Source organism: Acinetobacter sp. GD03645 (genome assembly GCF_029845285.1).
GTDB lineage: Bacteria > Pseudomonadota > Gammaproteobacteria > Pseudomonadales > Moraxellaceae > Acinetobacter > Acinetobacter corruptisaponis.
Window position 1 is genome coordinate 115,135 of sequence record NZ_JAOCLL010000011.1, and the last position, 13,310, is coordinate 128,444.

The window sequence follows — 13,310 nt, forward strand, 5'->3', positions numbered from 1 at the left end:
TCTATTTTCTCAAGGTAACCCATGGCGCAAGCTAAAAAATCCGTAGATATCAAAAATATACGCAATTTCTCGATCATTGCACACATTGACCACGGTAAGTCAACACTGGCTGACCGTTTCATTCAGATGTGTGGTGGCTTACAGGATCGTGAGATGCAGGCTCAGGTGTTGGACTCTATGGAGCTTGAGCGTGAACGTGGGATTACCATTAAGGCTGCATCGGTCACGTTATACTACACTCATCCGAATGGTCAGGAATATCAACTCAACTTTATTGATACACCAGGGCACGTTGACTTTTCTTATGAAGTGTCACGTTCATTGGCTGCGTGTGAAGGTGCATTGTTGGTCGTGGATGCGGCACAGGGGGTTGAGGCTCAATCTGTTGCAAACTGTTATACCGCAATTGAGCAAGGCTTGGAAGTATTGCCCATCCTGAACAAGATTGACTTGCCTCAGGCTGAACCTGAACGTGTCATCCATGAGATTGAGGAAATTATCGGGATTGAGGCAACAGATGCACCAACCTGTTCTGCAAAAACAGGTTTAGGCGTTGAGGGCGTTTTAGAGCGTCTGGTCGATGTGATTCCTGCACCAGAGGGTGACCGTGATGCGCCGTTGCAGGCGTTGATTATTGACTCATGGTTTGACAACTATTTGGGTGTTGTCTCGCTGGTCCGTATTAAACAGGGTCGTATCCGTAAGGGCGACAAGATGCTGGTCAAATCAACTGGACAAACTCATCCTGTGACATCGGTAGGTGTGTTTAATCCAAAACATACTGAGACTGACTTGCTTGAGGCAGGTGAGGTTGGTTTTGTCATTGCGGGTATCAAGGATATTTTTGGTGCGCCAGTTGGTGATACCATCACGCTTGCCTCTACGCCAGATGTTGCAATACTTCCAGGCTTTAAGAAAGTGAAGCCACAGGTGTATGCTGGGCTTTTCCCAATTGATGCCAGTGATTTCGAGCCATTCCGTGAGGCTCTGCAAAAACTCCAGATTAATGATTCAGCTTTATTCTTTGAACCAGAAAGCTCTGATGCTTTAGGTTTTGGTTTCCGTTGTGGCTTTCTGGGGATGCTACATATGGAAATCGTGCAGGAACGGTTGGAGCGTGAATATGATCTTGACTTGATTAGTTCTGCACCAACTGTAATTTATGAAGCACTCACTAAGAAAGGCGATATCATTTATATTGATAGCCCGTCAAAAATGCCAGATGGTTCAACAGTTGAAGATTTACGTGAGCCGATTGCAGAGTGTCATATCCTTGTTCCACAGGAATATCTGGGCAATGTCATGACCTTGTGTATTGAGCGTCGTGGTGTGCAAAAAGATATGAAATTCCTGGGGAATCAGGTGTCCATCACCTTTGAAATTCCAATGGCTGAAGTGGTCATGGATTTCTTTGACAAGTTGAAATCCTGTTCCCGTGGTTTTGCCTCACTGGATTATAACTTTGTCCGTTTTGAGAGTTCATCTTTGGTTAAGGTTGACGTGTTAATTAATAGCGAAAAGGTGGATGCCTTGGCGATGATCTGTCACCGTCAGGATGCCCGCCATCGTGGTATTGCACTGGTTGAGAAGATGAAAGACCTGATTCCCCGCCAAATGTATGATGTGGCGATTCAGGCGGCGATTGGTGCGCAAATCATTGCACGTTCTACCGTTAAGGCCATGCGTAAGAACGTCTTGGCAAAATGTTATGGTGGTGACGTGTCTCGTAAGAAGAAACTGCTTGCGAAACAGAAAGAAGGTAAGAAACGCATGAAACAGGTGGGAAGTGTCGAAATTCCTCAGGAAGCGTTCTTGGCTGTATTAAAAGTTGATCGATAGAAAAAGACTTAGGAATCGCTCATGGATTTTGATTTTAATTTGATTCTCGTTCCAGTCACACTGATTTTCTTTGTAGTGTGGTTGCTTGACAAGTTGGTACTGAAACAACGTGCAAACAAGGGGCGTGATCAGGAAAACTTTGTGATCACATGGGCGTATGATTTCTGGCCAGTATTGGCTGTGGTGTTGGTGCTACGTTCTTTTCTTTATGAGCCGTTTAATATCCCATCTGACTCTATGGTACCTACCCTGGAAACAGGTGACTTTATTTTGGTGAATAAGTTTGATTATGGTGTGCGTTTACCAATTGTGAATAGTAAGGTTATCAATGTCGGTGAACCAAAACGTGGTGAAGTCATCGTGTTCCGCTATCCGCCACAGCCAACCATTAGCTATATCAAACGTGTGGTGGGTTTACCAGGTGACCATATTCAGTTTAAAGATGGGCAACTGATTATTAATGGTCAGCAAATTGCAAAAGTTGCCACTGAAGTTAAACGTGAGAAAGACCAACTTGAAACTCCAACCGTATATTACTTTAAAGAAACGTTGGGTGAGCATCAGCATTTGATCCGTTATCTGGATGGGCGTAATCCTTTGGCTGAACAGTTCCAGTTTGCACAGTTAAAGGGAACTGAAGCTTTGGTGCCTTTTGTGGCAAAGGCCAATGATGTGTTTATTAAAACTAATGGACAGGATTGGGAAGTGACCGTGCCACAAGGTCAGTATTTTGCAATGGGGGATAACCGTGACCAAAGCGCAGATAGTCGTTTTTGGGGTTTTGTGCCAGAAGCAAACCTAACAGGCCGTGCTTTTTATGTATGGATGCATAAAGAACCTGGTTTCAATCTTCCAAGTTTCGGCCGAAATGGTAAGATTGACTAATAAATAAAACGTATAGGACATACTAAAGATGCGTAAATCTCAACAAGGCGTTTCATATATTGCAATTTTATTTGGGGTGGTTTTATTTGCGATTGCTGTGAAAGCAGCTATCGCAATCTGGCCTGCATATTGGGATGATAGGGTTGTTGATTCTCAAATTGAGGAATTGTTAAAAGAGAGCCCTGATAATATTGCCCCATCTAAGTTTTCCAGTCAGATGATTCAACGTCTTGATGTGAGTGGTGTACGTGATCTTAATTTTAAAGATATTGCCCAAGTCACCTATAAAGATGGTTTAGTCGTAAAGAAAAAGTATGAAGTGCGTAAGCCTTTTATACTGAATATTAGTTTAGTTATGAATTTTGAGAAGACTTTTGACCAAAAATCTGCCAAACAAGCTCAATGATGCACGTCTACAAGGGCGAATTGGTCACCAGTTTAAACAGCCTGATTTGTTAAAACTGGCATTGACCCATCGTTCTGTGAGCCATAAGCACAATTATGAACGCCTGGAATTTCTAGGCGATTCATTATTAGGGATGATTGTTGCCAATTATCTTTACCATACCTACCCACTTGAAAATGAAGGGCGTTTAACGCGGATGCGTGCGACCTTGGTTCGTCAGGAGGCTTTAGGGAAAATTGCCAATGACTTGCAACTGAGTCGGTCACTTATTTTAAGCACGGGTGAGCTAAAATCGGGTGGACATCACCGAGAGTCCATTCTTGCTGATACTGTTGAGGCTATTATTGGTGCCATTTATTTGGACAGCAATGATCTCAACCTGTTGGAACGCATTGTGCTAAAATGGTATGAACCCTATCTGGATCATATCGAACCGACTGATCAACTCAAAGATCCAAAATCACGTTTGCAAGAGTATTTACAAGCACGTAAAAAACCTCTCCCAGTTTACGAGGTTGTAGATATTCAGGGCGATGCGCCGAATCAGCATTTCAAGGTGGAGTGTCTGGTGGATGGATTGCCAAAAATTCAGGGCGAAGGCTCAAGTCGCCGTTTTGCTGAACAAACGGCGGCGGCCGAGATTTTAAAATTATTGGAGCAATAACCTGATGTCTCATTCAAATGAAAACCCTTCAGAAGCGGCTGTACAGCAAGATGGTAATAACCTGATTGATCAATTTTTTAGTGTTCAGGGAACCACGATTCCATCAGATTTTAAAAGCGGTTTTGTTGCGATTGTGGGCCGTCCTAACGTAGGTAAATCGACCCTGATGAACCATTTGTTAGGTCAAAAGCTATCGATTACTTCACGTAAGCCACAAACCACACGCCACAAGATTGTGGGCATTGACTCGCGTGAGAAATCACAGGCGGTATTTGTGGATACCCCAGGAATGCATAAAAAAGAAGTCCGTGCCATCAATAAAATGATGAATCGTGCTGCACATTCAGCATTGCGTGATGTGAACTTGGTTTTATTCGTGGTGGATGCGCAGAAGTGGACCCAAAACGATGAACTGGTTTTGGAAAAGCTTAAAAATGCTGATATGCCTGTGATTCTGGTGATTAATAAACTGGATACTTTTGAAAACAAGAATGAGGCATTGCCCCTCATTCAACAGCGCTCAAAACTGATGAATTTCGCTGAGATTGTACCTGTGTCAGCATTGCGTGGTGCGAATCTTGAGCATCTGCGTGACACGATTGAAAAGTATCTACCTTATCAGCCGCCATTGTATTCATTGGATCAAATTACCGACCGTTCTGAACGTTTCCTTGCGAGTGAAATCATTCGTGAGAAAATTATGCGTCAGCTGGGTGAAGAACTTCCGTATGATTTAACTGTACAGATTGAATCTTTTAAAACCGAAGAAGCGACTGTGAATGAAAAAACAGGCCGCTTAAAACCACCTTGCACCTATATTGATGCAACGATCTTTGTGGAACGTCAGGGGCAAAAAGCCATTGTGATTGGTGATAAAGGTGCCAAGCTGAAAAGCATCGGGATGGATGCACGTGCAGACATGGAAAAAATGTTTGAGCAAAAAATCATGCTGACGCTTTGGGTGAAAGTCAAAGGTGGCTGGTCTGATGATGAACGTGCCTTAAAAAGCCTGGGTTATAGCGATATTTAACTGGTTTGAAGACAATGGAAACAGGTATGAAAACAACAATTCGTGTATTCGCAATCGTGACATGTATTTTCATGCTGCAAGGGTGTATCCATAAGCTTGTGACTGTACCTGTTAAGGTTGCCTATAAGACCACCAAAGGTGTTGTTAAGGGAACGGCTGCGGTTGTAGGCGCTGTGATCCCTGATGGGGATGATGAAGATAAAAAGGATGAAAAAGCAAAGGACTAGTATCGTTCCATGATGCGTAATGAAGTCCTGCACGGCTATTTGATTCACCATCGTAAATATCGTGAAAAAAGCCATATTGTGCATTTGTTTACACAGGAATATGGTCGGGTGGATGGAATCTTAAGACAGATTCCACCACCGCAATATCAGCCGATAGGTCTACAGGCGACTGGCAAATCCGAGCTTAAAAATTTCACTAAACTTGAAATCTTGAATCAACCTGTGTTTTTTCATGGTGATGCATTTTTTGCTGGTTTCTATTTAAATGAAATCGTGTTGCGTTTATGCCCACTTGAAGAGGCAATGCCACAGACATTTGAACAATACCAACTGACCCTGTTGCAATTACAGCAATTGGCATCGCATAAACAAGCCTCTTTATTTCTGCGGCAGATTTTACGCCAGTTTGAACATGTATTATTGCAGGAGTTGGGCTATGCGATTGATTTTTCGGTAGATGCAAACCAGCAGGAAATTTTGCCATTTCAACAGTATCAATTTCAGCTCAATGATGGTTTTTTGCCTGTTGCCCAAGCCTCACGTTCTACACTTGCAGGCGCTTTGATTGTCACCATGAAAAGTTATGAAGATGGGCAGGATTTTTCTCACGAACAACTACAATTATTGGGTAAACTATACCGTCAAATGATTAGCGCTTTGTTGGGGGATCGACCCCTGAAAAGCCGTCAACTGTGGATTCAAAATACACAAACTTGATTTTCCTGATGTATTTAAAATAACGATTCAGGGCAAAACGATAGGATATTTTTATGGCTGTAATCTTGGGTGTAAACATTGATCATGTTGCAACATTAAGACAGGCACGTGGTACAACTTACCCTGATCCTGTTCAGGCTGCTTTGGTTTGTGAGCAAGCGGGTGCAGAGGGGATTACTCTGCATTTGCGCGAAGATCGCCGCCATATACAGGATGATGATGTTCGTCGTATGCGTCCGTTGTTAAAAACACGCATGAATCTTGAATTGGCAGTGACGGATGAAATGGTTGCGTTTGCCAAGGAAATCCAGCCTCAGCATGTTTGTTTTGTTCCTGAACGTCGTCAGGAAGTGACTACAGAGGGTGGCTTGGATGTTGTGGGTAACTTTGAAAAAGTTAAGGCTGCAACAGAAGCCCTGACAGCCATTGGTAGTGATGTATCTTTATTTATTGATGCTGATCTTGCACAGATTGATGCGGCGGTTGCCTGTGGTGCGCCAACCATAGAGATTCATACGGGTGCCTACGCAGATGCGGAAACCGATGAACAACAGCAAGCAGAGTTGGCACGTATTATCAAGGGTACAGAATATGCTGCTGCCAAAGGTTTGGTGGTGAATGCAGGACATGGTTTGAACTTAAATAATGTTGCTGCTATTGCTGCAATTCCACAAATTAATGAGCTTAATATTGGTCATTCAATTATTGCCGATAGTGTATTCGTTGGTCTGGCTCAGGCAGTGAAAGATATGAAAGCAGCGATTCAGGCTGCTGTGAGATAAATCGATGAGTAGTGTGAATTATGATGAGTTAATGCAACCTGTCATTGCATTTTTAGGTTGTACCACTCCTCAGGCTTGGCTGGATGAAGCGGTGAATAACCTCGACGTCCTGATGCAAGACCATGCCAACTGTGAGAAAAAAGCGGCAAGTACAGCGATGAACCTGATGTTCCGCTATAGCTTTTTTACCGATTTACAGGTGAAGCTGGCACAATTGGTTCGTGAAGAAATGCTGCATTATGAGCAGGTTCTGGAATTCATGAATAAACGTGGTCAAGAGTGGAAAGGATTGAGTGCTGGGCGTTATGCTAGTGGATTGCGTAAAGAAATCCGCACTTACGAGCCTGAAGCCTTGATTGATGTCATGATTATTGGGGCTTTTGTTGAGGCACGTTCCTGTGAGCGTTTCTATGCGCTTGCGCCAATTGTGGATGATGAACTTGGGCGTTACTATCGTTACTTGCTTAAATCGGAATCGCGTCATTTTGAGGATTATCTGGCACTGGCCTTGGATGTTGCAAAAACTGCCAAACTTAAAGATCCAGAAGAAAATATTCAGCAGCGGATTGAACATATCCGTGAAGTGGAAAAGAACCTGATTTTAACTCCAGATGATACTTTCCGCTTCCATAGTGGTGTGCCTGCAAAGGTAACAGCATAAAATAGACCATCAGTTTCAATCAACGATAAAGAAATTGATGGTTTTGATTTTAGTCGGGTTGCTTAATGAAGATGCCTACACCAATGAGTGTAATTAATCCGATTTGCATAAAGAAAGGTTTGGTTAAATCCTCATGAAACTGATGAGCAAAAATTAATATAATAAAATAGCCTAAACCATAAACGAGTTTATATAAATGATTGGCAAACATATACATGACACCAGAGAAACTGATCAATAGATAGCCAACCACCATGTAGTTAATATCCCAGATTAGGGTATGGATGACGGCTAGTGTCGTTAATAATCCACCGAGCACAACAGCTTGTTGATGCGAAAAACTTTTGTAGTGACGAAACTCTATAAAGGTAAAAATAGGAAGTAATAACAATAAATATTTAAAAAACATCAAATAATGATTAGTTAGGAAAAAGTTTACTTTTTTGTCTGTAATTGGATTTTCACTAATAGTAAGTCGAACCCATGCAGGGTGGTAATTTTGAGGGAATATGGTTTTAATGGAGAATTGAAGATCAGGAACAAATGGGGTTAATAACTGTTGCTGATCACTATGGCCGTAATAAAGCCATGATTTATTGTACTCCTGAGCTTGATAATCTGTATTGTTTTTGGTACTTGCCATGATCATTTCTGTTTCATCCCTTTCTAAAAAGGGAGCACAGTTCTGATGACTTTTGACATTCTGGCAAATAGCTAAAAGATAAAATTCTGCATCCTTGCGTGTTTCTTGACTTCCTGCAAAGTCAAAATAAAAATAAACCTGTCCTGTATTATGTTTAATAAAAAGTGAAGGCGAAAACCAGGTGGCTGACTGCGTCTGACCGCTGCTTTGATTATCTTGTATAGCTGAGGATTGTTTCTCCAACTCATGTGTAGAAATAATCCATTGTTGAGTTGATGGAATTCGTAAGTTGGTTTGACTGTCATATAAAGTGGGTGGCTCATCAATGATTTTTTCGATTTCACTTTTCGGCTCACAGCCTTTAACGAAAATAAACCCAATCAACAAAATCAGGCTCAAAACAATCATGTCTCGTTTGAATTCTCGGAGAGATTTTAGATTTGATTCTTTATCGGTTTTAATCCACATAACTTTTTTCTAATGGCGTATTTATTGGCTTTATACTTATAAAAAAGCCCGCTTTTATGCTGCGGGCTTTTTGAATTCTGGCTCTCCCACCTGGGCTCGAACCAGGGACCTGCGGATTAACAGTCCGTCGCTCTACCGACTGAGCTATGGGAGAATCTGGAACGAATTTTAGGTGGCAAGACGTTTATAGTCAAGTAAAATCAGTATAAATAATAAACTGTTAAGTGCCTAAAATATTTATATTAACGTGCAACCTGGTTGCATTGGGCTAATTGGGAAGAACTTGCTTGCCAGGTTGCTCCCGCTGAATTTTTATAATAGCTAATCTTGCCAATACGTAGAACCAGGCTTTGGCAGGAGTCCAGAGACAAGTCGTTGCCCCAAGGCCCAGACATGCTGCAAACTTTGCCATTACATTTCCAGACCACATTTGGCCCGTTCTCGATAGGAACGGTCACAGTACCTTTATAAGTCGAGCCTGCATACCAGGTTGTTTGTGCAGCCATGACTGGACTGCATAAGAATAATAAACTGAGAAGTAGTTTTTTCATTATGGTTTTCCTTAACATGACAATCGTTTTTGATTATAGGGTCGAAAAGGGCAAAGGATTTAAAATATAAACGTGATGCAACATAAAAAATAAATAGTGTTACACCACGGATGATAATTAATTAAAACTTTGATCATAAAAAAAGCCCATATCAATGATATGGGCTTTTTAGAATCTTGGCTCTCCCACCTGGGCTCGAACCAGGGACCTGCGGATTAACAGTCCGTCGCTCTACCGACTGAGCTATGGGAGATTAGTAGATTGGCTCTCCAACCTGGGCTCGAACCAGGGACCTGCGGATTAACAGTCCGTCGCTCTACCGACTGAGCTATTGGAGAATCTGATGCGCATTTTAGGCATGAAAAACGTATGCGTCAACAAGAATAGTAAATAAAATGAATTGTTTGCTTGATAAATATTCTTTTCAGATTTTAGGCATAAAAAAACTGCCTAAAGTAGGCAGTTTTTAGGGGTGAAATAAAAATTATTTCTCAACACCTGCTGGTTGACCTGCAAGTTTTGCATTTGCATAATCCCAGTTCACTAGGCTTTCCAAGAAAGTTGCAATGTATTTTGGACGTAGGTTACGGAAGTCGATGTAGTAGGCATGTTCCCAAACGTCAATGGTCAATACCGCAATTTGACCGTGAGCAAGCGGAGTATCTGCATTCGAAGTTTTGGTAATGGATAATTTACCGTTGATTTCATCAGCAACCAACCAAGCCCAACCTGAACCGAACTGAGTAGTTGCAGCAGCAGTAAATTCTTCTGCAAATTTTTCATAGCTACCAAAAGCTTCTTCGATTTTAGCTGCGATTGCGCCAGTAGGTTTGCCACCACCATTTGGTTTCATGCTGTTCCAGTAGAATGTGTGGTTCCATACTTGGGCAGCATTGTTAAAGATACCTGCTTTAGAAGCATCACCAGCAGAAGCCTGAATGATTTCCTCTAAAGTCTTGCCTTCAAGGTCAGTACCTTTAATGAGGTTGTTAAGGTTAACAACATAGGTATTGTGGTGTTTATCGTGATGGTATTCTAAAGTTTCGCGGGTAATGTGCGGCGCTAAATCATCATAGCCATATGGAAGTGCAGGTAAAGTAATGGTTGTCATGTTTCATTCCTTGCAAATTGCTGGGTTTTACTAAGTGCCTTTATTGTAAATGATTCTATAGACAATAGGGCAGTCTTTTAATACACAAAATATGCAAAAAATTTCTATATGAGACATATGTGATACAACATGGGGCTAGAGTCTTTAGCGGATTATAGCAATGTTGCAAAAGACCCTAGCCAGCCTGCTAATGGGAATGATGATCCATTTCAATCTATCTCAGAATCACTGTGCTTTTGTTTGCAGCGCAGCATCATAACGGCGGTTCACTTCATCCCAGTCCACCACATTATAAAATGCAGCGATGTATTCAGGACGGCGGTTTTGATATTTCAGGTAATAGGCATGTTCCCATACATCCAGGCCTAGAATAGGTGTATTGCCATGCATAAGGGGAGAATCCTGATTTGCGCTACTTTCCACAACCAGTCTATGTTCAGGTGTCACACTGAGCCATGCCCAACCACTGCCAAAACGGCTGATGGCTGCCTTGGTAAACGCATCTTTAAAGGCATCAAAACCACCTAGTTGTTGATCAATGGCTTCTGCAACAGCTCCAGTTGGTTGTCCTCCACCTTGTGGACTCATGACTGTCCAAAACAGGGAATGATTGGCGTGTCCTCCACCATTGTTCATCACCATGTTTTTAAGCTCAGCAGGGACTTCATTGACTTTGGCAACCAACTCTTCCACTGAAAGGCTTTCCCATTCGGTGCCTTCAATTGCGCCATTAATGTTGTTGATATAGGTTTGATGATGCTTACTATGGTGAATTTCCATGGTTTTAGCATCAATATTGGGTTCAAGTGCATCGTAAGCATAAGGAAGTACTGGTAAAGAATAAGCCATGTATTTGATTCCTTTTTTAATCAAATGGGTTTTATCGAAATGTGAAATTAAGCACGCTTATTATTTACTTAATTGTAAATGAGAATCAATATGTTTTTTATTATCTTTTAATATTAAGATGGGCTAGAAATTTTATATTTATCGTATGTGATAGGGAATTGAACAGGTTATTTAAACTGCTCACAGCTAGAGATAAGTCAATTTTTGCTGACAGTATTTTTTGACTTATTTCTGCTGTGAGTTAAACATTACGCAATGTGCATGAAGTTGTGATATGTAAGAGGATTTTTTAATTTAATCAAAGCTTTAATCGGCTTAGATTGGATTGTTTAATTCAAAATATTCGGCATCTATGGAAAACTGCTTGGCAATTGCCTGAGCCAAACGCTGTACACCATAGCGTTCTGTTGCATGATGTCCACAGGCAAAATAATGAACGCCAAGCTCTTTTGCCTCATAAAAGGTTCGTTCGCTGACCTCACCCGAAATATAGGCATCACAGTTTTGCTCAGCAGCCTTGCCAATAAAGTCCTGTGCTCCGCCAGTACAAAAGCCAACTTTTTGGATAAATGTTTTTTCACTTGGTAAATGAATGACATTAAAGTCAAAGATAGCCTGTAATTTTTCCTTAAATTGTTCAGGACTCAGTGCTTGATCCAGATTGCCAATATTGCCAATGGGATGTTTTTCGGTTGGGTCCAGCGCTTCCAAATCTTGTAAACCGATTAACTCCCCAATGGCTACATTATTTCCCAGTACAGGATGGGCATCCAAAGGCAGGTGATAGGCGATCAGTGAAATGTTGTTTTGAATGAGTTTTTTAATGCGATTACCACGCATACCTGTGATTGGGTAGGGTTCACCTTTCCAGAAATAGCCATGATGAACCAGCAAGGCATCCGCCTGTTGAGCAATTGCTGCATCAATGGCATCTTCAGAGGCTGTGACAGCACAGACAATCTTGTTGACTTCAGGTTTGCCCTCAATTTGTAGCCCATTCGGTGCATAGTCCTTAAACTCATTTGCCTTTAATGTCTGATTACACCACTGCACAATGTCATGCAAATTTGCCATGCGATTCCTCAAATGCTTTACATTTTTATATAAGTGCCAATAAAAACATATTTTTGAATGTAACTAAAGCTAGACAAAACTTTTTTTAACTTTTGCATTGATTTTAAGCAATTTACTTTACAATAGTGGAAACTTCCTGTTCTTCAATACATTAACTACATTGTTCGCCTAGAGGATAATAAACGTGCGCCGTGCATTTACATGGTTACCTTGGGTATTACTCATTCTTGTTATCATTAGTTTTCTAACCTGGCAGAAATTGCATCAGCCGAAGCCAACAGTCGCTGCTGATGGCGTTAAAATGCCTGCTGAAAAAGTGGAGCCACTGATTGATACAACCCGAACGGGTGGCGTGGTTTCCTATAGTGCTGCGGTAAAGGTTGCAGCGCCAGCGGTGGTAAATATCTTTACCACGCAGAAAGTGAAGCAGATGAATCATCCATTGTTGAATGATCCTGTGTTTCGTGAGTTTTTTGGCAACCAGATTCCTCAGCAGCCTCAAAATGAAAATAGTCTGGGTTCAGGCGTTATTGTCCGTGCGGATGGTTATATTTTAACAAATAACCATGTGATTGCTCAGGCTGAACATATTGTGGTGGCGTTGCATGATGGTCGCCGTGCTGAAGCTAAGGTGATCGGAACTGACCCTGATACCGATTTAGCTGTCATTAAGATTGAATTGGACAAGCTCCCAGTTCTGCCATTTAAACTCAGTGGTAATGAAGTTGGGGATGTTGTGCTTGCGATTGGTAATCCATTTGGTGTGGGCCAGACCGTCACGCAAGGGATTATTTCCGCCACAGGCCGTTCAGATCTAGGCATCAACACCTATGAAGACTTTATTCAGACCGATGCTGCAATCAACCCAGGTAACTCTGGTGGTGCATTGATTGATGTTGCGGGTAACCTGATTGGTGTAAATACTGCAATCTTCTCGCAGTCTGGCGGTTCGCTGGGGATTGGCTTTGCGATTCCTGCACAGGTTTGCCAGCAAGTCCTCAACTCGATTTTAAAAGATGGCCGTGTTGTACGTGGCTGGTTGGGCATTAGCCTGATTCCAAATACGCTGGATGAAGATGTACTGGCCTCAAAACCAGTCGGTGTCATTGTGGCGGATGTATTGCGTGATGGTCCAGCCGATGCTGCGGGAGTGAAGCGTGGTGATAAAATCATTCAGGTTAACAATGAGCAAATAGGCTCAGCATCGCACCTAATCAATTATGTGGCGTTGCAAGCCCCTGCAAGTGTGATTGATGTGGTGGTTGAACGTGATGGCAAGCAGCAAACCTTGCAGGTCAAAGTAGGCGAGCGTAAAGTGCAGCAAAATGCCCAGTCGCAATATATTCCATTGCCTAAACGACAATAATTAATTGATTATATTTAATGAAAAAGGGTTGCTTAAG

General features: G+C 41.9%; 15 protein-coding genes and 3 tRNA genes. 10 read left to right on the top strand and 8 right to left on the bottom strand.

What is annotated here, in order from left to right:
• The first annotated feature begins 21 nt into the window (after nt 1-21).
• The 9 genes from lepA to N5J47_RS10865 are packed head-to-tail and all read left to right on the top strand — an operon-like array spanning nt 22 to nt 7,211.
• Nucleotides 22-1,839 (top strand): translation elongation factor 4, encoded by a 1,818-nt coding sequence (lepA, locus tag N5J47_RS10825; RefSeq protein ID WP_279959900.1) that lies wholly within the window; start codon nt 22-24, stop codon nt 1,837-1,839.
• Between the two features lie 21 nt (nt 1,840-1,860).
• Complete coding sequence (lepB, locus tag N5J47_RS10830) at nt 1,861-2,724, top strand: signal peptidase I (protein ID WP_279959902.1); 864 nt, start codon at nt 1,861-1,863, stop codon at nt 2,722-2,724.
• Nucleotides 2,725-2,752: 28 nt separating this feature from the next.
• A complete protein-coding gene (locus N5J47_RS10835; protein WP_279959903.1) occupies nt 2,753-3,130 on the top strand; it encodes a DUF4845 domain-containing protein in 378 nt (125 codons plus the stop codon).
• Entirely contained in the window at nt 3,099-3,794 is a 696-nt protein-coding gene (rnc, locus tag N5J47_RS10840) for a ribonuclease III (RefSeq protein ID WP_279959904.1), read from the top strand. The genes N5J47_RS10835 and rnc overlap by 32 nt, the downstream gene beginning before the upstream one ends.
• Nucleotides 3,795-3,798: 4 nt before the next feature.
• The gene (gene era / locus N5J47_RS10845; RefSeq protein WP_279959905.1) at nt 3,799-4,824 is read left to right on the top strand and encodes a GTPase Era; all 1,026 of its coding nucleotides are present in this window, start codon (nt 3,799-3,801) and stop codon (nt 4,822-4,824) included.
• Between the two features lie 26 nt (nt 4,825-4,850).
• Nucleotides 4,851-5,051 carry an NF038104 family lipoprotein gene (locus N5J47_RS10850; RefSeq protein WP_267978975.1) on the top strand — a complete coding sequence of 67 codons (201 nt, stop codon included), beginning with the start codon at nt 4,851-4,853 and terminating at the stop codon, nt 5,049-5,051.
• Nucleotides 5,052-5,060: 9 nt separating this feature from the next.
• Complete coding sequence (locus N5J47_RS10855; RefSeq protein ID WP_279959906.1) at nt 5,061-5,768, top strand: DNA repair protein RecO C-terminal domain-containing protein; 708 nt, start codon at nt 5,061-5,063, stop codon at nt 5,766-5,768.
• Nucleotides 5,769-5,821: 53 nt separating this feature from the next.
• Nucleotides 5,822-6,550: a pyridoxine 5'-phosphate synthase gene (pdxJ, locus tag N5J47_RS10860; RefSeq protein ID WP_279959907.1), complete on the top strand. Its 729-nt coding sequence runs from the start codon at nt 5,822-5,824 to the stop codon at nt 6,548-6,550.
• Between the two features lie 4 nt (nt 6,551-6,554).
• Nucleotides 6,555-7,211 (top strand): tRNA-(ms[2]io[6]A)-hydroxylase, encoded by a 657-nt coding sequence (locus N5J47_RS10865; RefSeq protein WP_279959908.1) that lies wholly within the window; start codon nt 6,555-6,557, stop codon nt 7,209-7,211.
• A 49-nt stretch (nt 7,212-7,260) separates the two neighbouring features.
• Here N5J47_RS10865 and N5J47_RS10870 read toward each other — a convergent pair whose 3' ends face one another.
• The 8 genes from N5J47_RS10870 to N5J47_RS10905 form a co-directional block, all read right to left on the bottom strand.
• Entirely contained in the window at nt 7,261-8,322 is a 1,062-nt protein-coding gene (locus N5J47_RS10870) for a hypothetical protein (protein ID WP_279959909.1), read from the bottom strand.
• A gap of 78 nt (nt 8,323-8,400) precedes the next feature.
• Nucleotides 8,401-8,476, bottom strand: a tRNA-Asn gene (locus N5J47_RS10875).
• An 88-nt stretch (nt 8,477-8,564) separates the two neighbouring features.
• Nucleotides 8,565-8,873, bottom strand: a complete 309-nt coding sequence (locus N5J47_RS10880) for a hypothetical protein (RefSeq protein WP_279959911.1) — start codon at nt 8,871-8,873, stop codon at nt 8,565-8,567.
• Between the two features lie 177 nt (nt 8,874-9,050).
• Nucleotides 9,051-9,126 (bottom strand) — tRNA-Asn (locus N5J47_RS10885).
• Nucleotides 9,127-9,135: 9 nt separating this feature from the next.
• Nucleotides 9,136-9,211, bottom strand: a tRNA-Asn gene (locus tag N5J47_RS10890).
• A gap of 146 nt (nt 9,212-9,357) precedes the next feature.
• Nucleotides 9,358-9,984, bottom strand: coding sequence for a superoxide dismutase (locus tag N5J47_RS10895; RefSeq protein WP_004761574.1), 627 nt, complete (start codon nt 9,982-9,984; stop codon nt 9,358-9,360).
• Between the two features lie 225 nt (nt 9,985-10,209).
• On the bottom strand, nt 10,210-10,833 hold the full coding sequence (locus N5J47_RS10900; protein WP_279959912.1) for a superoxide dismutase: 624 nt from the start codon (nt 10,831-10,833) through the stop codon (nt 10,210-10,212).
• A 315-nt stretch (nt 10,834-11,148) separates the two neighbouring features.
• Nucleotides 11,149-11,907: a Nif3-like dinuclear metal center hexameric protein gene (locus tag N5J47_RS10905; protein WP_279959914.1), complete on the bottom strand. Its 759-nt coding sequence runs from the start codon at nt 11,905-11,907 to the stop codon at nt 11,149-11,151.
• 184 nt (nt 11,908-12,091) lie between these two features.
• Here N5J47_RS10905 and N5J47_RS10910 point away from each other — a divergent pair, with 184 nt between their 5' ends.
• The gene (locus N5J47_RS10910) at nt 12,092-13,273 is read left to right on the top strand and encodes a trypsin-like peptidase domain-containing protein (RefSeq protein ID WP_267978983.1); all 1,182 of its coding nucleotides are present in this window, start codon (nt 12,092-12,094) and stop codon (nt 13,271-13,273) included.
• Nucleotides 13,274-13,310 lie beyond the last annotated feature (37 nt).

Coding starts and splice junctions, on each gene's coding strand:
- lepA (WP_279959900.1), top strand. CDS start 22: ATGGCGCAAGCTAAAAAATCCGTAGATATCAAAAATATACGCAATTTC.
- lepB (WP_279959902.1), top strand. CDS start 1,861: ATGGATTTTGATTTTAATTTGATTCTCGTTCCAGTCACACTGATTTTC.
- N5J47_RS10835 (WP_279959903.1), top strand. CDS start 2,753: ATGCGTAAATCTCAACAAGGCGTTTCATATATTGCAATTTTATTTGGG.
- era (WP_279959905.1), top strand. CDS start 3,799: ATGTCTCATTCAAATGAAAACCCTTCAGAAGCGGCTGTACAGCAAGAT.
- N5J47_RS10850 (WP_267978975.1), top strand. CDS start 4,851: ATGAAAACAACAATTCGTGTATTCGCAATCGTGACATGTATTTTCATG.
- N5J47_RS10855 (WP_279959906.1), top strand. CDS start 5,061: ATGATGCGTAATGAAGTCCTGCACGGCTATTTGATTCACCATCGTAAA.
- pdxJ (WP_279959907.1), top strand. CDS start 5,822: ATGGCTGTAATCTTGGGTGTAAACATTGATCATGTTGCAACATTAAGA.
- N5J47_RS10865 (WP_279959908.1), top strand. CDS start 6,555: ATGAGTAGTGTGAATTATGATGAGTTAATGCAACCTGTCATTGCATTT.
- N5J47_RS10870 (WP_279959909.1), bottom strand. CDS start 8,322: ATGTGGATTAAAACCGATAAAGAATCAAATCTAAAATCTCTCCGAGAA.
- N5J47_RS10880 (WP_279959911.1), bottom strand. CDS start 8,873: ATGAAAAAACTACTTCTCAGTTTATTATTCTTATGCAGTCCAGTCATG.
- N5J47_RS10895 (WP_004761574.1), bottom strand. CDS start 9,984: ATGACAACCATTACTTTACCTGCACTTCCATATGGCTATGATGATTTA.
- N5J47_RS10900 (WP_279959912.1), bottom strand. CDS start 10,833: ATGGCTTATTCTTTACCAGTACTTCCTTATGCTTACGATGCACTTGAA.
- N5J47_RS10905 (WP_279959914.1), bottom strand. CDS start 11,907: ATGGCAAATTTGCATGACATTGTGCAGTGGTGTAATCAGACATTAAAG.